Raw genomic sequence first — 19,836 nt, 5'->3', positions numbered from 1 at the left:
GTCATGGGTATGATACGTGCGGCAGGCCTTGGGTATGAATACCTCCGTTACGAGGAGGAAGGACAGGAGCCGGAAGTAACAAAAGCGATCGAGGATGTCAGTCTGGAAATCCAGAAAGGACAGTTTATCGCGGTGCTCGGGCATAACGGAAGCGGAAAATCAACGCTCGCGAAGCATATCAACGCGCTGCTGGTGCCTACGGAAGGCACCATGTGGGTGGACGACATGAAGACGACAGATGAGGAGGATGTCTGGAAGATCCGCCAGAAAGCCGGCATGGTATTTCAAAACCCGGATAACCAGATCATCGGAAATGTGGTGGAAGAGGATGTCGGCTTTGGACCGGAAAACCTCGGTGTCCCGACCGATGAAATCTGGAAACGGGTGGAGGAAAGCCTTACGGCGACCGGGATGATTTCATACCGGGCCCACTCTCCGAATAAGCTCTCGGGAGGTCAGAAACAGAGGGTTGCAATTGCAGGAGTGATGGCTATGCAGCCGGAATGTATTGTTCTTGATGAACCAACCGCGATGCTGGATCCGAACGGACGAAAAGAGGTTCTTCGCGCTGTGCGTAAGCTGAATGAAGAAAAGGGCGTTACGGTTATTCTGATTACGCATTACATGGAAGAGGTTGTTTTTGCGGACCGTGTGTTCGTTATGGACAGCGGTAAGCTGGTAATGCAGGGGACACCACGGGAGATTTTCTCCGAGGTGGAAAAATTAAAAGAGCTCCGTCTCGATGTACCCCAAGTGACACTGTTGGCTTATGAATTGAGAAAAAGTGGTGTAGATCTCCCGGAGGGAATTCTGACCATTGAAGAACTGGTGAATGCATTATGTCATTGAAACTTGAAGATGTAACGTACACATACAGCCCGGGAACGGCATATGAAATGCACGCCCTGGAGCATATCAATCTTGAATTTCCGAATGGCCAGTTTGTTGGGATTATCGGCCATACGGGAAGCGGAAAATCGACGCTTGTGCAGCATTTGAACGGTCTGATCCGCCCGACATTGGGACGGGTGCTGTATAACGGAGAGGATATCTGGAAAGAAGGATATCCGCTAAGAGAGCTCCGAAGCCATGTGGGACTGGTTTTTCAGTACCCGGAGCATCAGCTTTTTGAGACGGATGTGATCACAGATGTCTGCTTCGGTCCGAAAAACCAGGGACTTTCACCGGAGGAATGCAGAAAACGGGCGGAAGAGGCACTGGATCATGTCGGATTTCCAAAGGAAATGTATGAAAAATCGCCGTTTGAACTCTCCGGAGGTCAGAAACGTCGTGTTGCGATTGCCGGTGTGCTTGCCATGAACCCGGATTTTCTGGTGCTTGACGAGCCGACTGCAGGCCTTGATCCGAAGGGACGCGATGAAATCCTCGATCAGCTTGCATTGCTGCATAAGACGCGCGGCATTTCGGTTGTGCTCGTATCGCACAGCATGGAGGATATTGCAAAATACGTAGAGCGGATTATTGTCATGAACCACGGTCATGTGGCGTTTGACGATACTCCGAAGAAAGTCTTTGCCCACTATAAAGAACTGGAGAAAATCGGTCTTGCGGCGCCGCAGATGACGTATATTATGCATGCGCTAAAGGAACACGGCATGGACGTGGACGTAACGGCGACGACGATTGAGGAGGCACGCGATACGATTCTTGCGGCACTGGAAAGTCAGAAGAAAAACGGGAAAAAAGGAGCAGAAGTATGTTAAGAGATATTACTCTGGGACAGTATTACCCGGCAGATTCCATTCTGCACCGGCTTGACCCGCGTGTGAAATTTGTAGGAACGATCGTTTATGTCGTTTCCCTCTTTTTGTTCCACAACTGGGGCTATCTGCTTGGAACCGTATTCCTTGCGGTGATGATTAAACTGTCGAAGGTACCGTTCAAATTTATCACGAAGGGTCTGAAATCAATTTTTGTGCTGCTCGCGATTACGATGGTGTTTAACATCTTATTTACGCCGGGTGAGGTGCTCGTCCGTATCTGGAAAATTACGATCACCCGTGAGGGTGTGGCTATGGCATGCCGTATGTCGGTGCGTCTGATTTTCCTGATGATCGGCTCTTCGCTGATGACGCTGACGACAACACCGAACCAGCTGACGGATGCACTCGAAAGCCTGCTCGGACCATTGAAAAAAATCCATGTGCCGGTGCATGAGATTTCCATGATGATGTCAATCGCGCTCCGTTTTATCCCGATTCTTCTGGAAGAGACAGACAAGATTATGAAAGCGCAGATGGCGCGCGGCGCGGATTTTGAGAGCGGAAATATTATCCAGAGAGTAAAGAACATGGTGCCGCTTCTGGTGCCGCTGTTTATTTCAGCCTTCCGCCGTGCAAATGATCTGGCGCTGGCGATGGAAGCACGCTGCTATCATGGAGGAGAGGGAAGAACACAGATGAAACCGCTTCGGTATCAGACGCGCGATTATGCAGCGTATGGCGTTCTTATGGCATACCTTGTGTGCAGTATCGGCCTTCGCGTGTGCGGACTCTGACTTTGACGAAAACGGAGGAGAAGAATGCGCAGAATTAAGCTGATTGTAGCGTATGACGGCACAAATTACTGTGGATGGCAGGTGCAGCCAAACGGCATTACAGTACAGGAAGTATTAAATCAGGCTCTTTCCGATCTCTTTGCGAAAAAAATTGCCTGCATCGGCGCAAGCCGGACCGACGCCGGGGTACATGCTCTCGGCAATGTTGCGGTATTTGATACGGATGCGAGAATGCCGGCGGACCGTATCGCTTTTGCACTCAACACACGGCTTCCGGCAGATATCCGTATTCAGGGATCATCCGAAGTGCCGCCAGACTTTCACCCGCGTTTTACCGCAACAGTCAAAACATATGAGTACAGGATTTTGAACCGCACCTTTGCGGATCCGACGCGGAGACTGAATTCCTATTTCTGGTACGGCCCGCTGGATGTGGATGCGATGCGGCAGGCAGCATCGTATCTGGTTGGCATGCATGATTTTAAAAGCTTTGCAACAGCCAAACCGGAGGTGACCGACACGGTCCGTACGATCTATGAAACGAGTTTGGAAAAAGAAGACGATCTGATCCGCTTCCGGATCACCGGAAACGGTTTTCTCTACAATATGGTGCGGATTATCACCGGAACACTGCTTGAGGTTGGAAAGGGTGATTATCCGCCGGAGAAAGTAAAAGAAATCCTTGCGGCGAAGGATCGAAAAATGGCGGGAGCAACGGCAAGGCCGGAGGGGCTGACCCTGGTGCAGATCCGGTATCCCGAATGGGATTTCGAGTAAAGACATAAGTGGTCTGTATTTCCCGCGAAACGGGACTCGCAGTTTGCGAAAAAATGCAAAATATGGGTAAAAAACAGTTGACATTCCAAAATCCGTATAATATAATTACTAAATGTGTGACGTAGTTTGAAAACGCCGATGCCATAAGCCCCGGTAAGGCGGTTTCCTATATACATGAAACAGTAAATTGAATTTTTCACAGGAGGTTATATCCATGAACACCTTTATGGCAAATCCAGATAAGATTGAAAGAAAATGGTATGTTGTTGATGCAGAAGGATGTACATTAGGACGTCTGGCATCTGAAGTAGCAAAAGTATTACGTGGAAAAAACAAACCGGAGTACACTCCGCACGTAGATACTGGTGATTACGTAATCGTAATCAACGCTGATAAAGTAGCAGTAACCGGTAAAAAACTGGATCAGAAGATCTATTACAGCCACTCCGATTATGTAGGCGGAATGAAAGAAGCTACTCTTCGTGAGATGATGGCTAAGAAACCGGAGAAGGTTGTTGAACTTGCAGTGAAAGGCATGCTTCCAAAAGGACCTCTTGGAAGACAGATGTTCACAAAACTTCACGTATACGCTGGTGCAGAGCACGCTCATGCAGCTCAGAAACCAGAAGTATTAACATTTTAATAGGGAGGTAAAGAACATTGGCTAGCGCAAAATATTACGGAACCGGAAGAAGAAAAAAATCTATCGCAAGAGTATATCTTGTACCGGGAACTGGTAAAGTTACCATCAATAAAAGAGACATCGATGAGTATTTTGGTCTGGAGACCCTGAAAGTTATCGTTCGTCAGCCTCTGGCAGCTACAGAGACCGCTGATAAATTTGACGTGATCGTAAACGTTCACGGCGGCGGATACACAGGACAGGCAGGAGCAATCCGTCACGGTGTTGCACGTGCCCTTCTGACTGTAGACAACGACTACAGACCAGTTCTGAAAAAAGCAGGATTCCTGACTCGTGATCCTAGAATGAAAGAGCGTAAGAAATACGGTCTCAAAGCAGCACGTCGCGCTCCGCAGTTCAGCAAGCGATAATCGACTGCTCAGACTATATCAAAATGGTTCAAAAACCCCGGAAAATCAAGGCTTAATAGTGACAAGTAACTATTTTGTCGCAGAGAACGGTGTGACCCGAAGGTCACGCCGTTTTTCTGCGTTCATAGGTTGTTTGTGTGACAATAGGCTCGGAAATAACGGGAATATCTACATCGTCCACGAAGTTGAAGAAAATCTTCACTTTCTGCTTGCGCTTGCCGCTGGACTTGTCCGGGGCATAGACAACGATCTTCTTGATATACTCGTTCACGATGGTCTGTGTCAGTTCCTCCACATCCACATATTTCTGTGTCAGGGCGATAAAGGCATCCAGACCGTCATTCATTCCTTCCCGCTGTTCCACCCATTCTTCGATAACTTCAATTTCGAGCTTTAACCGTTCCTGTTCGGCTTCATAGTCCGCAGACATCTTTCTGTATCTGTCCTGATTGAGATTTCCAAGAACATAGTCCTCGTACAGCCGGGAGATGATGACATCCAGATCGGCAAGGCGTTTCTTTGCCTGTTCCAGCTTCTTTTTGTCATCCCGGATGCTGCGCTCCTGGTCAGTCCTGCGGCATTGCAGCCATTCCTCCTGAAAACCGTCCACATCGCTTCGGATATACTCATTGACTGCCCGGATGCGTTCCAGAACGATTTCACGAAGCACATCTTCCCGGATATAGTGGGCAGTACAAGTACCACGGTTGCTCTTGTAGTTGTTGCAGACGTAGTGATCCTGCTTGCCCTCAAAGCTTTTGCTTGTGGCAAAGTGGAGCTTGCCGCCGCAATCGGCACAAAACAGAAGCCCGGAGAACAATCCCTGCCGTTCCGCTTTTGCGGGGCGGCGTTTGTTTTTCCTCAGTTCCTGCACCCTGTCAAACTGTGCCTGAGATACAATCGCTTCCTGTGTGTCCGGCAGATAAAACATATTCTCCGGCTCATTGGGAATCCGCTTTTTCAGCTTGTAGGACTTGGAATAAGTCTTGAAGTTGCAGGTACAGCCTGTGTACTCCTGCCGTTCCAAAATCCCTACAATGGACTGGTTGCCCCAGTGGTACGGTCTTTCCGGCATCGGCTTTTTCTTTCGCTTGGCATAGAGTGCCTTTGCGGTCAGAATCTGCTTTTCTTCCAGAATCCTTGCAATCTGCTCCGGGCCTTTGCCGTCAATGCAAAGGTCGAAGATGAGCTTGACTACCGGAGCCGCTTCTTCATCCAGAATCCAGTGATCCTTGTCCTCCGGGTCACAGCGGTATCCGTAGGGCGGTTTGCCCATGTGCTTCCCACTGGTTCCTCTCTGCCGCAAACTGACACGGACTTTCTTGCTGGTATCACGGGGATACCACTCGTTGAACAGATTACGGATTGCGGCGAAGCCCTCGCTGTCTCCCCGGTTGCTGTCTACGCCATCATTTATAGCGATAAAGCGGACATCATAACTCGGAAAGATAATATCCGTATATTGTCCAACAGTCAGATAGTCACGACCAAAGCGGCTGAGGTCTTTGACCAGCCAGCAGCCCACAAGCCCCTGCTTGACAAGCTCAAAGCCTTCCTGCACACCGGGACGATTGAAGTTCGTCCCCGTATAACCGTCATCCACCAGAATTTTCAGGTTTGTATACCCGTGGTCACGGGCATATCGGGTTAAATACTCTCTCTGATTTGCGATACTGTTACTCTCGCCTTCCTGGGCATCCTCGTTGCTCAGACGGCAATAGAGAATGGTAATTTTCTGCTGATCCAACATAATATCCTCCTTCGGTGGTTGGTCAGCCGACAGTACCGTTGTGTATATTGGAATTATATCATGCTTTTGTGTCGCAGTCATTAACAAATCACCCCCTTGTCAGAAAAAATGAGCCGTTTTACCTTGTCGGTAAGTGGCTCATTTCCGTCACACTCCGTTTCAATCACATACCATGTGTTTCCGATCTTGCACTCAATGGTTTTGCAGAAAGAGGACTGTGCCGCTTCCCAACGCTTGCGGCATTCTTCCAGAAAATCAATAGGCGGCTCAAAAATCGGATCGAAGCAGGAGCAAATATCAATATAGCCGATGGCATCGTTGATTTCTTCCATCGGGGCATCTTCCATAATCATCTTGTTAATTTCATCTACGGTTTCCTTCATAGGCAAATAGTTCCTTTCTTAAATTTCCATGTCCTGTCCACGATTGCGGGCAGGGTGTTTGTGTTCATACAGTTCCTTTCCCCTGGCGAGGATGGCATTGATAAAAGCCCAGACCTTTTCAGATGCAATCTCAATCGCATCCAGGAAAGGCTGGGCTTTCTGTTTCAGCTCCTCATAGTCTTTGTTCAGTTTTTCAAAACGGTCTTTCCATATCTTTGCGTTTTTATCTGCCTGCTCGAATTTCTGCTTGTATTTCAGCTTCTCAGACTTTTCCGCAAAGCTGCTGACCGCATAATCCTTTAGCGTGCGGCACTCATCCGCCGTCATGGTAACATTTCCCGTAATGGGATTTTTCTTGCCCATCGACTCAATCTCATGTGCAGTCATAGCAACAGACTTAGCAGCCTGAGTTTCCTTTTTCAGAGCTTCCAGTTTCTTTTTCTGCTTCTCCGTGGCAGCTTTGGCATCCGCTAAGCTCTGCTCGGCCTGTGTCACCTGTCCGGTCACAGCTTCCAAACGCTGCTGTTCGGCCTGTACCTTGAACTGTGTCACCGTCAGATGTTCTTCGGTGCTGCCACGTTCTCCACGCTCTACATCGGTATAACCAGCGTTTCGCATGAAATTGAAAAAGTCATCCTGCAGCACACTGTAGGACGACTTCAAAATCTTTTTCCCTTTTGCGTTCAACATCGGATTGCCATCTTCATTGAGAACGGGTTTGGATTCCCATTTCTTACTGCGGCTGACCTGTGTGATCGTTTCCTTTACCGTTCCCCGGAGGAATTCATCCTTGCACCGCTTCGACCACAGGATTTGCTTTTCCACCACCGGGATATAAACCACATGGAGGTGGTAGTGATACACATCCTCGCCCAGGGCTTCGGACATTGCCCGGTTGCGCTCATCGGCGTGCATCACAGCGGAGAGGATATACTGCTCGCCGCCCACAATCTCCACGGCGGCTTTGTAGGCATCGGCATAGAACTGTTTGGCATATTCATAGCCGCCGTGGTTGTGGAAGTAGGCAGAGTTTACATCAAACAGCAGCTCCCCATATTTCACCGCATCGGCTTTCAGACCACGGGTGGAGATAACACCATCTGCAATCATCTGATCGAACATGGCGGCATAGCTGTCGGTAGGTTTCTTGAAGTGGACATTGCGGTGGGTCTGGGTGGTATCAATATCTTGATTGGAGTAGCTGTCTTTTTCTCGCTCGTTATGCTCCTGAACTTTCGCCACATCGTCGAGGGTGGGCAAGTCCTGGTTACGGGCAAAGGTACGGTCAATTCCATCGTTTCTTGCCATAGGTTTTTTCCTTTCTTTCGAGAGTAGCAGACGGGCGGGGCTGCGGGGATGCACTTCTGCGGAAGTGTAATAACCCACTATAACACTTTCATCCATTCTGGCTGCAAAGTGCCGTGGGCTCTCCCGAGGGGGTGTGCGGTCACTGCGGTGACCTCTGCTGACCAAGGCAAAATGTCTGCAACTTTTCCCATGGTCAGCCCGTCTGCATGAAGCTGTTCTGCGGAATGTTTCTTGCAGACGTTGGCAGCGTCTTTCACTGCCATCCATAGGCAGCACTGCGGTGTGCCTATGGGGACGGGAGATGCGAGGGGCTGTTGCCGGGGGCATCACTTCTCCCGTCTTTGCTGCCATACAATGTCGCATCCCAGCACATCGGCAAGCTCCAATACTTCCTTGTATCGGATGCTTTCCCGCTGTAATTTTGCGGACAGGTTGGAAACGCTGTCGCTCCATCCGTACTCGTCCGAGAGCAGGTCAACAACTTCCTGCATGGTCATCCCAGCACGGATGATCTGTGCCTTTATTTCGTTGCGTATATTCATATTGATAAAATCCTCCATAATTCAGTTCATGTGTCGGTGCAACCTCTGCGCTCCAAGGTGGAGTGGATGCACCGAACAGTGAAAAATCTGCAATCTCCGAAATCCGTTCAGAATTTTGCTTGTGATGTCCTGTCCATATATGACCATATCCCGCTTTACTGTTTCGTGTGATTTGGTCTGGAAAAATGAAAACATCTATTGTTCCGTGAACAGGGTACACGGTTCAGAGAAGCACGATTTCGTGAAATAGCTTCGTCCTGCGGTCAAAAACTTTGCTGTTTCCATTGCCATTGATTTTCAATACCCGAAAACAGGTTGTCTCTGAAAGCCGTTGTTTCCTATAATGGGAGAAAACAGGGGTAAATGCTGCGTACATACGTACAGAGCATGACTGGCAAAATCAATCCCGCCATTCCTCCGGTACGTACGTACACGGCGAAACATCGTAAAACCCATTTATATGAGGTCTTGCCACAGCTTCCACACCCATAAATCCCCATACCCGCCGTCCGGCAGAGTTGGTGATGTTGTTGCAATGCTCCAGATTGAATTTCTTGGCATTGGCAATCATGGCGTCGCTGAAGCTACGGGCTTTCAGCGGAGCAAGGGAATTTTCCTCGCACCACATCCGGTAGATTTCATAGAAATCCTTAGAGCTGATGGAAGCATCCGCTTTCAATCGGATGTATCCCTCCGACTCCATGAAATCAAAGATATTGTTGTTGTCACGCTTGACCGCTTCCCGGTTTTCCCGGATACGGTCACTCTCCGTAAACTTAAAGTTGTTGGCAACAAGCCGCTGTAAGCCTTCAAATGCCCACAGGAAGATACCCTCGGCTTCAGCTTTCATCTTCTCTGCAAGGTCAGGATCATCGGCTCTGTCTATGGGCTTTTCTTTGGTGGTCAGCACAAGCTGTCTGCGGTAAAAACCATCGCTGCGATCATATAGGGCTTGCAGATCACCATTGCTGAATGCCAGCAACCGGGCAAACATCCAGCCCTGATAACTCTGTTTGCCCTTGCGTTCCAAGTCCATTTTGCCCTGTGCAGTCACGATGGATTTTACATAGTTGGTCTGACGCAGAGCTTCCATCCGCATATCATCATCCACGCACAGCAGGATGTGTTCCAGATCGGCACGGGCAAAACGGTTTTCAGAAATCTTCCCGATGCTGCCGTCTTTCATATTCGTGCCGAAGATGGTGGACAGCACCGCACCGATTTGGGATTTGCCCTCACCGCCGTTGCCCTTAATCACCATCATGCGCTGTCCTTTGTTGGAGGGAATCAGGCAGTAGCCAATGAACTCCTGCAAGGTGGGGATGTCCTCTGCATAGAGTAGTCCATCCAGAAAGTTCAGCCAGATCACCGGTGCAGGAGCATCGGGATTATAGCCGACAGGCAGACGGCTTCGCACGATAGCCGGTCTGCCTTCGGTGAAAGTGCCGTTCAAGAGCAGCGTACCGTTGGCAACATGGATGCGATCCTGCTCCGGAGGGAAGTCAGACACCTGCGCTTCCAGTTTCAGCACTTCCAGAATGTTGGTGATCTTCCGTGGGATGTTGTTCACGGCACAAAATTTCAGCTTGTCGTAAATCTCCCCACGCAGAGGAAGGTCATCCGTCACTCGACCATCGGGCGTGAAAAAAGCTCCGTTTGCGAAGATGATTCTGCGCTCATGCAGAAATTCTTCACAAAACAGAGCTTCGTTGATGTTCTGCCCGTCAAACCAGACAGGCAAATTCATATTAGGCGTTTTCCGGTTCTTTGCCACGGTGCGCCACCTCCTTTTTCTTTCGTGCGGTATACTCTTGCAGAAAAGCAATTTTGTCGTCCTGCATCAGCTTGTCCACCAATGCCACCCGTTCTTCCAGATCACCCACCGTCAGCACATCTGCCATATATTCGATATAGCAGTGCATCTGGCAGGCTTCCACAAAACGGTCATCCAGAGCATCTTCCGGTGTCTTGGGTGCGTATCGTACTTTCCAATCTTCCAGCAGATGCAGATAATCCGTCAGCACCCGGAAACACAGCATTTCATTCTCCCGGAACTGACGGATATAGGGACGCTTTGGCTTGACCATAGCTGCGGCAGTGGGCGGTTTCGGGTCAAGCCCAAAATCCGCAGCCAGCTTTTGCGCCGCTTGCAAGCTCGTCAGATTGAACAACCTTGCCACGAAGTCAATCGCGTCCCCCTTGGCTCCGCAGCCAAAGCAGAAGAAATAGTCCTCGTTCAGCTTCAAGCTCGGATGCCTGTCATTGTGAAACGGGCAGCAAGCCATACCGTTGCGGCTCACTTTCATCCCGTAGTGTTCGGCGGCTTGCTTTACGCTGATTGCCGCTTGATGGTTTCATAGATTGTCATAGAAAAACCTCCGTTCATAGTATTCAGAAAGCACGAAACACCCGCCGTGATTGGCAGGTGTTTCGCTCTTTCTACTATGGTTATGCCGGATTTCTCAAAAAACAGGCTAATCGGAGGACAACCCCGTTTCAAAAAACAGGACAACTTATGGATAGATGTAGATTTCTTTACATTAGCATGATACAATTAAGAAAATGAAAAAACAGGACAGGAGGGGCAAGCATGAACCAAGAACTGATGACATTGGATTTTTGGCAGGATACGGTCATATATGAGGGAAAAACACTTCCTGTCGGCGCTCTTGCCTGTGATGCGCTGAATGTCCCTGCGGATACCATCGCAAAGATGAACGAGCAATGCGAGAAAATCAATCTGCTGCTTGGAATATTAAACGCCGGACAGGATGCTTCTGCACTCTGTCCTATTGCAACGGAAGCTGCTCTGACGATGCTTGATATTCTCAGTCAAACACCGCCGTTCTCCTATATGAATATCTCAAAGCACAGAGAACGGATTGAAAAAGTCTTTACTGTGGACAATGCGCTGAAATATGTGGAGTTTGCCATAAAAGCCGCAACCAATTCTTTGCAATTTGAAGAAATCCAGAACTTTGCCGATGCGATGATGCTCCAACGCTATACCGCAGTTTTCGGGCATCTGGCATACTCCCTTGGGGAATACCAAACGGCCATGCTTGATTTTGCAGAACAATCGGACGGAAACGAAGCAGACCGCACCGCAGAGGGCTTTGCGAAAATGTTCGGCACCTATTTCCCGCCGGAGTTTTCTATCACAGAGGGCAATGCTGGATGTCTACCCTGAACAATTCCGTTCAGTATGTATCCGTCATCCGTCCCGGCGAAAAAGTTGCGAAGCTGGTCAAGCGGATGCACTATGTATCCTTTGTAGGGATGTTCCGGTCTGATCTTTTTGAGGGCTTATGTGTTGGTCATGCACCGAAGAAATGCAAAATCTGCGGCAAGTGGTTTCTGACCACCAACGCACGGCACACCAAATACTGCGGCGGCTATGCTCCGGGAGATAAGCTGCACCGCACTTGCCGGCAGATCGGCAATCTAAAAGGCAGAGAACAGCGGGAGCTTGCGGACGATCATCCGCTGAAACAGATTTATGAGAAGCGGCTGAACACCATAAACCGCTATGTGAAGCGTGGTAAACTGGACGATGATCTTGCAGAGGTTATGAAGAAACTGGCGAAAGATAAAATGCTCCGGGCCTTGAGCAATGTTGCTTATGCCAAGGGCGATTATGAAAAGGAAATGGGACAGGCTGCCTTGAAAAAGGAAGCTTACAACAAAAAATGACAAGGAGATAATACATGGCACGAAAAGCTGATGTTAAAGGCGGTAATGGTGATGTGGTATTCGATACTGAAACCGGAACTGCGAGAAAATACCTTCGAAATACGTCTACCGTTGAAAAAGTCGCACGCTTCAAACGAGAACTTGCTGTATTTCAGGAATTATGCAAGAATCCAATTCCCAATGTTGTTGAGGTGACGGATGTTTATATTAACGAGGATAAAATTGCTGAATCTTATGTTGAAATGAAAAAATATGACGGTTCGGTATACGATATACTCGAAGTTACCAAAGGGAATGTTAAATTAGCATTTGAACTGCTTTTGCCGGTCATCAAAGCACTCTATACACTTTCAACCGGAAATCCGCCCTTGTATCACAGAGATATAAAGCCGGATAATATCTTGTTTTTGAAAAAAGGTGATGAATACACACTGTATCTTACAGATTTTGGAACGTGTTTTCTTAACGATGGGAGCGAACGACTGACACCGGAAACTATGGCAGTTGGTCCCAGGATGTATATTGCCCCAGAATACGAAACAGGTCGTGTAGAGGAAGTAACTGAAAAAGGAGATATATTTTCTTTGGGTAAAGTTCTTTGGTGTATGATCAATGGTGAGCCGGAGGACTTTATGCCTTCAAACTTCTGGTTTGTTGATGAATATGATTTGACCAAGCGTTTTCCCGGAAATGCTGATATGATTGTTGCTAATACAATTATTGCATCATGTTTGAATATTGCTCCTGATGAGCGCTGCGCATATTCAAGTTTGATTGGACAGATTGAGAACTTCATTGCAGAGGGCAATATGACGCCAGGGGAAGAAGAACAGTATCGAGTACGAGTATATCAAGAGAAACGGAATTTAGAACTCTTGGAGATAAAAGAAAAGAATCGGCTAATTGTAAATTCCTTTAGTCAGTATTATATAAAGGCGTTAGAAGAATTACTGAATACATACCCTGATTTTGAGCTGATTCAAAAACTCTACGATGAATACCGTAAAAATTCAAAGGATGGCATTGATTATACATCCGTAAATGTTGAAAACAATGCCAGCCATTATCTCTATAGCGGAACTTATGACCGAATCTATTTTTCAATTAATTATGAACCCGCTCGTGGAACTGATAGGTATTGCAGCATCACGATAAAATACACAATAAATAGTCGGAAGACGATACGGTTCTATTATTCCGAAGATGGTACGATTTTAAGTGACCATAACGGCGTAGTAAAGCTGATGTGCGTAGAATCATTGTATAATATTTTGAACTCCATAATCATGGAATACATTTCATAAAACAGAATGGCATACAGAAGGGAGGTGCGCTATGCTGAGTGATTTTACATGGAATATGACCGGATACATACCGAAACACCAAGTCAATCCGCACGGTGATGGTATCATTCCCTATGTGGCAGAGCGCATCTTCCAACTGGAACCGGAACCGCCAGCAGTGGACAGTCTGAATGAATATATCCTGTCTGCTTTGCGGGAAAAGAATTTGCTATATTTTTCGTTCTTTCTACATCACTACGAGCCGCAGCTTAATAAGCGCATCAAGAGCTTTCTTGGTGTGGATGGCGGCGATTTGTACGATACAGACCGTTTTCTGGATATAAAACTGTCCTGCCGGGAGCAAATGCTCCAAAAGCTGATGGACTATGATCCTGCCAAGGGTGCGGAGTATGCTACATACATTTTTCCGTTCATCCGGGATGCTATGCTCCGTTTCCGCATGGGCGAAGAAAAATGGTCGGTATCCTCTCTGACTAATTACAAAATGGTGCGGTCAATGGCTTGGCTGTACCACAATACCAAGGATGCTGTCAACGAGTTTTCCAAGAAATACAACTGTGATCTTGCTCTTGCCGAAGAATATCTGAAAGTTGTCCGAGGTATCCGCAATCAGCAGCCATTCTATGTGACAGACGAGGACGGCGAGGAAACTGGCGAAGATGTCGCCCTTGACGATAGTTGGAACTATACCGACATCCTCTGGAACGGCATACAGGCAGAAAAGGTGCAACGGGCATTTGAGAAACTGAATTACCGGGAGCAGACCTTGCTCGAAAAACGGTTAGCAATTTGCATGACCTGTGGGCGTGTTGGCTCATGGAAGAACCGCCCCACCTTTGAAGACCTGGCGGTTATGTTTGAGGGAAGCACAGCCAGCGGTGCAGAGCGGGCTTACCGGAAAGCGATGGATAAGCTGACAGAACTGCTGGTTGCCGAGGGTGCTATCCATGCAGTCCGGCTGAAACAGAAATCCAAAACCAAGCGCAAAAAGAAAATCACCGCCGCAATCTACGAATACCAGGCAGACTGCGACGGCGAATGGGGCGAAATATCAGTTGATTTTGAGAACGGCACAGCAGAAATCATTCGGCTTGCTGATTGGGATACAATTAAAACGAACTGGTTTGCCAATGAGGCGATCCGGTATACTTTATCATTGTCGCCTGATGCTCTTAAAAAATATATGCTCGTCCCCCTTGAGCCGCTACTTATATCCTGAATCCTTACAACAACTGTAAGTGGTATTTGCTGTGTTCCCATGCTATCATTTTATTACAAATGATAGGAGGTATTCACATGAAACCCATTTTGAATATTGAAAATTTAACAAAAATCTATGGCAATGTGCCAAGTCAAACAAAGGCACTGAATGGGATCACCTTCCAGGTGATGCCGGGAGAGTTTCTTGGTATTATGGGAAGCAGCGGTTCTGGTAAATCCACACTGCTCAATTGTATTGCGACCGTGATTCAACCCACAGGTGGAAGCATTCAGGTGGAAGGCGATACTCTGCAATCCCTCAAGGGAAAGGCTCTTGCAGAGTACCGTGGCAAAAAAGTTGGTTATCTATTCCAGAACTTTGAATTGCTGGACAACCTGACTGGCAGGGAAAACATCCTGCTCCCGACTTCCTTGCATGGGGTATCCGAAGCAGAAAGCAGCCAGCGGCTGAAGCAGTTGGCTGACTATCTGGAAATCACTGATGTTCTGGATAAGTTTCCGTCCAAGATGTCCGGCGGCCAGCGTCAGCGTGTTGCGGCAGCAAGGGCTCTGATCTTACATCCCCAAATGATCCTTGCCGATGAACCGACGGGTGCGCTGGATTCTAAGAACGCAAGAAGTCTTATGGAGAAGCTGTCCGGCCTGAATCGTGACGAACAAGCTACGATCCTGATGGTAACCCATGATTCCAATGCCGCCAGCTTCTGTAAGCGCATCCTGTTCATCCAGGATGGCGTGATCTTTCATGAGCTTCGGCGTGGAGACGAAAGCCAGCAGGAGTTCTACGGGCGCATCCTGAAGGTGATGGCGCAACTGGGAGGGGGCAGCGCAAATGTTCTCTAATCTCATTCTTCGGAACAGCCGCCGCAGCCGAAAGGAAAACGGTCTGTTTTTCAGCTCCCTGGTGATTTCTATTGTTGCCTTTTACATGATTCTTTCCATCTCCACTCAAGATGTGATGCTCTTTTTGCAGAAAATGGAGAGTGACGCAGTTGACAAACTCCTGCTTCTGATTCCTGCGTTTTATGGGATGACCCTCGGTATTCTGTTCTTTTTGATCTATTTTGCCTGCAAGTATCAGTTCGAGCGCAGACGGCATGAGTTTGGTGTTTATCTAATGTTGGGGATGCGTAGAAGTAAACTGTTTGGTATGCTTCTGGCGGAAGATTTCCTGACCAGTATTCTTGCCATGCTCATAGGCTTACCTGTGGCTGTGGTGCTTTCAGAAATTGTCAGTCTTGTCACCGCCAAGCTGGTAGGCATGGGGATCATCGGTCATCAGTTTTCTTTATCCTGGTCTGCAATTGAATGGACGCTGGCAGGATTTCTGGCAATTAAGCTGACGGCACTTCTGATTTTGAGTGGACGAATCAGCCGCCAGGAGATCGGTACTTTGCTATCCCAGCCAACGAACCGCCCCAAAAAGCAAATGCCATCTGTTATCTATGGACTGGCTGCTATATGCGGAAGTGTGATGTTGGCAGTGGCTTACTACATGGCGATTCAGGGAATTGCATGGACAAAGGTAAGTATGATGGGACTGACTTTGCTGTTGGGCATAGTTGGTACGATGCTGCTTTTCTATGGGATGCGTGCGCTGATTGCTTTGATTGTTAAGAAAGGAAAAGGAAATAAGCAGCTTCATGTATTTACCTTCCGGCAGATTCAGGAGAATGTTATTCATCAGTCAACCTCCATGGCCATCAGCTCCCTGCTGATTCTGGCGGCGCTGTGTTGTTTTGGTGCGGGCGTAGGAATTGCAGGAACGAATAGCCTGTCTTCTGGCCATGTAATCGACTATACTTTTGAAGATCATACTGCAGAAGATTCATCGCAGGTTCTTCCGAATATAAAGGCAGTCCTGAAAGAAAACAGTTTGGAAAATCAATTTTCAGAGCTTTTTGAAATGAGGGTTGGGCGTATTCGCACCACAGAAGATTATGATAATGCCTACAGCATGGACGCTGTTATGGACTCTCTTCGGAGCCTGCCCCAGTCGGAAGACCGGGATGTCCTTCTGAACAATCTTGGTTATGCCACATACCCATATTTGATTTGTTTATCGGACTATAATCGTTTGTTGGAATTGTCCGGCAATCCGGCTCTCCAATTAGGCGAAAAGGAGGCCACTGTCTATATTGATACAGAGTTTACTACGGCAAGCCGTACCGCAATGCTGAACCAAGTATTGGCCGGGCAGCCCAAGGTGGAACTGGATGGTAGTCCGATTCATCTTACAGGAGAGGTTCAGTCTGTGAATTTGGTCACGGACCGTTCTATAACCTTGTCCTTTGCATTGATTCTTCCGGATGAAGCATTCCTATATTATAGTCAGGGAATGTATGATACCTATGTCAATGCGGTGCTCAGTGAGCAAGCTCTGAATGGAAATAGCCTTATGACTGCCTATTCCGATCTGAACGAGAAGCTGGACAAAATAGGTATCGAATATGAAAGCTATCTTCAGAATATGGGCCGCCAGCTTTTCTACACCGTAGCATCCATCTATATTACCCTCTATCTGGCGATTGTGTTCTTGGTGGTTGCCAACACCATTGTGGGTGTTCAGTTCCTGATGAGCCAGCAGAAAACCGGGCGTAGATACCAGACCCTGATCCGCCTGGGAGCCACTTACGAAAGCCTTTGCCAGTCTGCCGGAAAGCAGATTGCGTGGTTTATGGGACTTCCTGTATTGGTTGCAGCTGTCAGCAGTCTGTTTGGAGTCAGAGCGTTGTTTACAGGGATACTCTCGTCCCGAACCCGTGGGACAGTGCCTGAAATGCTGCTTGTATCTGCTACTATGATTTTGCTGCTTTGCGTGATAGAATATATTTATATGAGAGTGGTCAAGCACTCCAGTGATCGGTATTTGCTGACACTGATGCAGCCGCAGAGAGAAGAATAATTTGGAAGGAGGTGCTGTCGTGAAAAGAATTGCTGTTGTGGAAGATGAAGTCTATATGCGGGAAGAACTCTGCAATATGCTCCAAAAGGACGGGTATCTTGCGGAGGCAATCACCGAGTTTGAAGATGCCGCTCGGCTCCTGGCAGCCCTCCGTCCTGACCTTGTGATCTTAGACCTGAATTTGCCGGAGATCAGTGGCTTTCAAATCTGCCAGGAACTAAAGAATAAAACCGCTATCCCCGTCCTGGTACTAACTTCCAGAGATCAGGTAAAGGATGAACTGCAAGCGTTCCACTTGGGTGCCGATGAATATTTGACGAAGCCGTGCAGAAAAGACCGGCTTCTTGCCAGGGTATCCAATATTCTCAAAAGGTATGAAGGCCGTACCAATCTCATAGAGGGACCAGATTTCCTGTTAGACCAGCAGACCTACACGCTTTATATTCATAATACCTCTGTCGTGCTTCCAAAAAATCAGGGAAAACTGTTGGTTGCTCTTTTGTCCGGCGGCGATGCTCTGGTCACGACGGAGCAACTTTGCATAGCACTATGGGGAACCACGGAATACATAGACGAAAATGCCTTGCAGGTTAATCTGACCAGGCTGAAAAAGACGATGTCCGGTCTTGAGATGAAGCAGCGAATCGTTGCGGTTCGTGGGATGGGCTATCGTCTGGAAACGGGGGTGGCTCCATGAAGCAGCTTTGGCGCATAACAGAGCGATACTACCCCTGGCTATTGTTGCTGTTGGGCGTGGATTGCTTTTGTGCTATCATTCTTTGGATTTCTGACATTCAGGCATTTCAACCCTTGATTGGGTTAGTAGTTCTGACAAGCCTCCTTTTGTTTTCAGCGATTCTGTTTGTACTAAACAAGCGGGAGACTACCCGCCGAGAACTGTTCCGGGATTTCCTCAGTGATCCTACCATCTGCAACGAGGAACGGCTGCTCAGTGCCATCAGCCGGGAAGAAGGAGAATCTATCCGGCTTCTGGCATCAGTTTTACAGGAACACAAAACTGAGAGTAACAGTATGGCAGATGCCCTACAGGACTATGAAGAATATGTGGAGGGCTGGGCACATGAAGCGAAAACGCCCCTATCGTTGCTGACCATGCTCTTGGATAACCGGAACGATGAAATCTCTCCTTCCCTGCAAGCAAAGCTGGATTATGTCCGCAGTCAGCTTCAGGAGGATGTCACGCAGATGCTGTACTATGCCCGGTTGAAGAGCAGTACAAAGGATTACCGATTTGAGGATGTCAATTTGAATGACTGCTTGGGTGAAGTTCTGGAGGACTATGCCCCACTTCTTGAAGAGAAGCAGTTTGTCATTCTCAACAAACTGCAATCTGAAACAGTCTATACAGACCGTAGAGGACTTCAGTTTATGTTGGGACAAATCGTTAGCAATGCCATCAAATATAGCAGCGATAGTCCCATGCTTACAATTTCCGTGATACATTCGGAGACCGCAGATATCCTTTCTGTTGAAGATAACGGCATTGGCGTAAAAAAATATAATCTGCCGTACATTTTTCAAAAGGGCTTTACCGGGGATTCTACTGACAGCAGAAAGAAGGCTACCGGTATGGGACTTTACCTGGTTAAGAAGATGGCCGACGATCTAAATCTTCATCTGGAAGCAGCTTCCCAGTGGGGAAAGGGCTTCAAGATTGTCATCTTCTTTCCTAAATTGAGATCCAACGGAGGGAAATAATATAAACAGAAAAACGCCCGCAGGATTTTCTCCTGCGGGCAGCGTGTTGTCAGCTATCCCAAGGCTTGTATTCTGTTACAGTTTTCAAATAGGTTTCGGGATCGCCGTTCAAGATAAGGTCTGCATACTCCAAAGGAGCGTTGTAGATCAAATAATCCAGCTCTGACCGCTGATACATATTGTCAGCAATCTCGTTCTCAACGGCGATAGTGTCAATCGCAATCATACTGCCGTCGCTGAATTTCACTTCCACACAGCAATTATCCATATTGTAGGCACAAGATATTAAGGTTTTCATGGTATGTCCTCCATAATTCGTAATATAAAGCGAAAATCCCGTCTGACTTCCTGTTGGAAATCAGACGGGATTTGTCCGTATGCACCCCGGAAACCGTCAGCTAACAGTTGATAAGTAAATTAGTTCCTTATCACTGTTAAGCCAAGGTTTTCCGGGCTTTTGCTATATCTAAACGGGCTGATATGGTTTGACCAAATTTGGCAAAACGAGAGCGGATTTCACCCAATTTTTAGTGGTTAAATATAGGACAACCGGCAAAAATGGGGTCAAAAGCGGAACCGTAGTGGTTAAAAAATAGGACAACCAGAGAGCAATTTCGGGGGTTAAAAAATAGGACAACCAGAGAGCAATTTCGGGGGTATTTT

The 19,836-nt window shown here is 47.7% G+C and carries 23 protein-coding genes; 14 read left to right on the top strand and 9 right to left on the bottom strand.

Annotation, left to right across the window (positions count from 1 at the left end):
- Positions 1-3 precede the first annotated feature (3 nt).
- From DW965_RS11030 to rpsI, 6 genes are all read left to right on the top strand, one after another.
- The gene (locus DW965_RS11030; protein ID WP_119198401.1) at positions 4-849 is read left to right on the top strand and encodes an energy-coupling factor transporter ATPase; all 846 of its coding nucleotides are present in this window, start codon (positions 4-6) and stop codon (positions 847-849) included.
- Positions 840-1,724 carry an energy-coupling factor transporter ATPase gene (locus DW965_RS11025; protein WP_119198395.1) on the top strand — a complete coding sequence of 295 codons (885 nt, stop codon included), beginning with the start codon at positions 840-842 and terminating at the stop codon, positions 1,722-1,724. The genes DW965_RS11030 and DW965_RS11025 overlap by 10 nt, the downstream gene beginning before the upstream one ends.
- Entirely contained in the window at positions 1,718-2,518 is an 801-nt protein-coding gene (locus DW965_RS11020; RefSeq protein ID WP_055265741.1) for an energy-coupling factor transporter transmembrane component T family protein, read from the top strand. Before DW965_RS11025 ends, DW965_RS11020 begins: the two co-directional genes overlap by 7 nt.
- Before the next feature lie 24 nt (positions 2,519-2,542).
- Complete coding sequence (gene truA, locus DW965_RS11015; RefSeq protein WP_055226919.1) at positions 2,543-3,295, top strand: tRNA pseudouridine(38-40) synthase TruA; 753 nt, start codon at positions 2,543-2,545, stop codon at positions 3,293-3,295.
- 214 nt (positions 3,296-3,509) lie between these two features.
- Positions 3,510-3,938: a 50S ribosomal protein L13 gene (gene rplM / locus DW965_RS11010; protein WP_055219851.1), complete on the top strand. Its 429-nt coding sequence runs from the start codon at positions 3,510-3,512 to the stop codon at positions 3,936-3,938.
- A 17-nt stretch (positions 3,939-3,955) separates the two neighbouring features.
- Positions 3,956-4,348 carry a 30S ribosomal protein S9 gene (rpsI, locus tag DW965_RS11005; protein ID WP_055219853.1) on the top strand — a complete coding sequence of 131 codons (393 nt, stop codon included), beginning with the start codon at positions 3,956-3,958 and terminating at the stop codon, positions 4,346-4,348.
- A gap of 103 nt (positions 4,349-4,451) precedes the next feature.
- On the opposite strand, the gene DW965_RS11000 is transcribed toward rpsI, so the two are convergent.
- From DW965_RS11000 to DW965_RS10970, 7 genes are all read right to left on the bottom strand, one after another.
- Positions 4,452-6,098, bottom strand: a complete 1,647-nt coding sequence (locus DW965_RS11000; protein ID WP_243036619.1) for a recombinase family protein — start codon at positions 6,096-6,098, stop codon at positions 4,452-4,454.
- Positions 6,099-6,178: 80 nt separating this feature from the next.
- On the bottom strand, positions 6,179-6,481 hold the full coding sequence (locus DW965_RS10995) for a hypothetical protein (RefSeq protein WP_119198393.1): 303 nt from the start codon (positions 6,479-6,481) through the stop codon (positions 6,179-6,181).
- Positions 6,482-6,499: 18 nt separating this feature from the next.
- On the bottom strand, positions 6,500-7,789 hold the full coding sequence (locus DW965_RS10990) for a plasmid recombination protein (RefSeq protein WP_119198392.1): 1,290 nt from the start codon (positions 7,787-7,789) through the stop codon (positions 6,500-6,502).
- 77 nt (positions 7,790-7,866) lie between these two features.
- Positions 7,867-8,052 carry a hypothetical protein gene (locus DW965_RS10985; protein ID WP_119198391.1) on the bottom strand — a complete coding sequence of 62 codons (186 nt, stop codon included), beginning with the start codon at positions 8,050-8,052 and terminating at the stop codon, positions 7,867-7,869.
- Positions 8,053-8,115: 63 nt separating this feature from the next.
- Positions 8,116-8,331, bottom strand: coding sequence for an LLM class flavin-dependent oxidoreductase (locus DW965_RS10980; RefSeq protein ID WP_119198390.1), 216 nt, complete (start codon positions 8,329-8,331; stop codon positions 8,116-8,118).
- Between the two features lie 400 nt (positions 8,332-8,731).
- Positions 8,732-10,078 (bottom strand): DNA primase family protein, encoded by a 1,347-nt coding sequence (locus DW965_RS10975; protein ID WP_119198400.1) that lies wholly within the window; start codon positions 10,076-10,078, stop codon positions 8,732-8,734.
- A gap of 1 nt (position 10,079) precedes the next feature.
- Complete coding sequence (locus DW965_RS10970) at positions 10,080-10,577, bottom strand: CHC2 zinc finger domain-containing protein (protein ID WP_243036618.1); 498 nt, start codon at positions 10,575-10,577, stop codon at positions 10,080-10,082.
- A gap of 344 nt (positions 10,578-10,921) precedes the next feature.
- Between DW965_RS10970 and DW965_RS21325 the strand changes: the two genes are divergently transcribed.
- The 8 genes from DW965_RS21325 (at position 10,922) to DW965_RS10935 (ending at position 19,173) form a co-directional block, all read left to right on the top strand.
- The gene (locus tag DW965_RS21325; RefSeq protein WP_330421129.1) at positions 10,922-11,521 is read left to right on the top strand and encodes a hypothetical protein; all 600 of its coding nucleotides are present in this window, start codon (positions 10,922-10,924) and stop codon (positions 11,519-11,521) included.
- Positions 11,509-12,024 (top strand): DUF6076 domain-containing protein, encoded by a 516-nt coding sequence (locus DW965_RS21320; RefSeq protein WP_330421128.1) that lies wholly within the window; start codon positions 11,509-11,511, stop codon positions 12,022-12,024. The genes DW965_RS21325 and DW965_RS21320 overlap by 13 nt, the downstream gene beginning before the upstream one ends.
- A 14-nt stretch (positions 12,025-12,038) precedes the next feature.
- Positions 12,039-13,328 (top strand): protein kinase family protein, encoded by a 1,290-nt coding sequence (locus DW965_RS10960; RefSeq protein ID WP_119198389.1) that lies wholly within the window; start codon positions 12,039-12,041, stop codon positions 13,326-13,328.
- Between the two features lie 31 nt (positions 13,329-13,359).
- Positions 13,360-14,547, top strand: a complete 1,188-nt coding sequence (locus DW965_RS10955) for a hypothetical protein (protein ID WP_119198388.1) — start codon at positions 13,360-13,362, stop codon at positions 14,545-14,547.
- A 77-nt stretch (positions 14,548-14,624) separates the two neighbouring features.
- Positions 14,625-15,392: an ABC transporter ATP-binding protein gene (locus tag DW965_RS10950; RefSeq protein ID WP_033121505.1), complete on the top strand. Its 768-nt coding sequence runs from the start codon at positions 14,625-14,627 to the stop codon at positions 15,390-15,392.
- Positions 15,382-17,454 carry an ABC transporter permease gene (locus DW965_RS10945; protein WP_119198387.1) on the top strand — a complete coding sequence of 691 codons (2,073 nt, stop codon included), beginning with the start codon at positions 15,382-15,384 and terminating at the stop codon, positions 17,452-17,454. Before DW965_RS10950 ends, DW965_RS10945 begins: the two co-directional genes overlap by 11 nt.
- 19 nt (positions 17,455-17,473) lie before the next feature.
- A complete protein-coding gene (locus tag DW965_RS10940; protein WP_033121503.1) occupies positions 17,474-18,151 on the top strand; it encodes a response regulator transcription factor in 678 nt (225 codons plus the stop codon).
- Positions 18,148-19,173 (top strand): sensor histidine kinase, encoded by a 1,026-nt coding sequence (locus DW965_RS10935; RefSeq protein WP_033121502.1) that lies wholly within the window; start codon positions 18,148-18,150, stop codon positions 19,171-19,173. Before DW965_RS10940 ends, DW965_RS10935 begins: the two co-directional genes overlap by 4 nt.
- 49 nt (positions 19,174-19,222) lie before the next feature.
- On the opposite strand, the gene DW965_RS10930 is transcribed toward DW965_RS10935, so the two are convergent.
- Positions 19,223-19,471: a DUF6061 family protein gene (locus tag DW965_RS10930; RefSeq protein ID WP_110442440.1), complete on the bottom strand. Its 249-nt coding sequence runs from the start codon at positions 19,469-19,471 to the stop codon at positions 19,223-19,225.
- Positions 19,472-19,639: 168 nt separating this feature from the next.
- The coding region (locus tag DW965_RS19445) for a hypothetical protein (protein ID WP_330421127.1) at positions 19,640-19,836 on the bottom strand (197 nt) is incomplete at its 5' end.

The organism is Blautia sp. AM47-4, from assembly GCF_003479865.1.
GTDB lineage: Bacteria > Bacillota > Clostridia > Lachnospirales > Lachnospiraceae > Fusicatenibacter > Fusicatenibacter saccharivorans.
Note: the sequence above shows the minus strand (reverse complement) of the source record. Positions and strands in the feature narration are given on the sequence as shown.

Coding starts and splice junctions, on each gene's coding strand:
- DW965_RS10975 (WP_119198400.1), bottom strand. CDS start 10,078: ATGAATTTGCCTGTCTGGTTTGACGGGCAGAACATCAACGAAGCTCTG.
- DW965_RS10930 (WP_110442440.1), bottom strand. CDS start 19,471: ATGAAAACCTTAATATCTTGTGCCTACAATATGGATAATTGCTGTGTG.
- DW965_RS10935 (WP_033121502.1), top strand. CDS start 18,148: ATGAAGCAGCTTTGGCGCATAACAGAGCGATACTACCCCTGGCTATTG.
- rplM (WP_055219851.1), top strand. CDS start 3,510: ATGAACACCTTTATGGCAAATCCAGATAAGATTGAAAGAAAATGGTAT.
- DW965_RS10960 (WP_119198389.1), top strand. CDS start 12,039: ATGGCACGAAAAGCTGATGTTAAAGGCGGTAATGGTGATGTGGTATTC.
- DW965_RS10945 (WP_119198387.1), top strand. CDS start 15,382: ATGTTCTCTAATCTCATTCTTCGGAACAGCCGCCGCAGCCGAAAGGAA.
- DW965_RS10995 (WP_119198393.1), bottom strand. CDS start 6,481: ATGAAGGAAACCGTAGATGAAATTAACAAGATGATTATGGAAGATGCC.
- DW965_RS11030 (WP_119198401.1), top strand. CDS start 4: ATGGGTATGATACGTGCGGCAGGCCTTGGGTATGAATACCTCCGTTAC.
- truA (WP_055226919.1), top strand. CDS start 2,543: ATGCGCAGAATTAAGCTGATTGTAGCGTATGACGGCACAAATTACTGT.
- DW965_RS11000 (WP_243036619.1), bottom strand. CDS start 6,098: ATGTTGGATCAGCAGAAAATTACCATTCTCTATTGCCGTCTGAGCAAC.
- DW965_RS11020 (WP_055265741.1), top strand. CDS start 1,718: ATGTTAAGAGATATTACTCTGGGACAGTATTACCCGGCAGATTCCATT.
- DW965_RS10985 (WP_119198391.1), bottom strand. CDS start 8,052: ATGGCAGTGAAAGACGCTGCCAACGTCTGCAAGAAACATTCCGCAGAA.
- DW965_RS10990 (WP_119198392.1), bottom strand. CDS start 7,789: ATGGCAAGAAACGATGGAATTGACCGTACCTTTGCCCGTAACCAGGAC.
- DW965_RS21325 (WP_330421129.1), top strand. CDS start 10,922: ATGAACCAAGAACTGATGACATTGGATTTTTGGCAGGATACGGTCATA.
- DW965_RS10950 (WP_033121505.1), top strand. CDS start 14,625: ATGAAACCCATTTTGAATATTGAAAATTTAACAAAAATCTATGGCAAT.
- DW965_RS10980 (WP_119198390.1), bottom strand. CDS start 8,331: ATGAATATACGCAACGAAATAAAGGCACAGATCATCCGTGCTGGGATG.
- DW965_RS11025 (WP_119198395.1), top strand. CDS start 840: ATGTCATTGAAACTTGAAGATGTAACGTACACATACAGCCCGGGAACG.
- DW965_RS21320 (WP_330421128.1), top strand. CDS start 11,509: ATGTCTACCCTGAACAATTCCGTTCAGTATGTATCCGTCATCCGTCCC.
- DW965_RS10955 (WP_119198388.1), top strand. CDS start 13,360: ATGCTGAGTGATTTTACATGGAATATGACCGGATACATACCGAAACAC.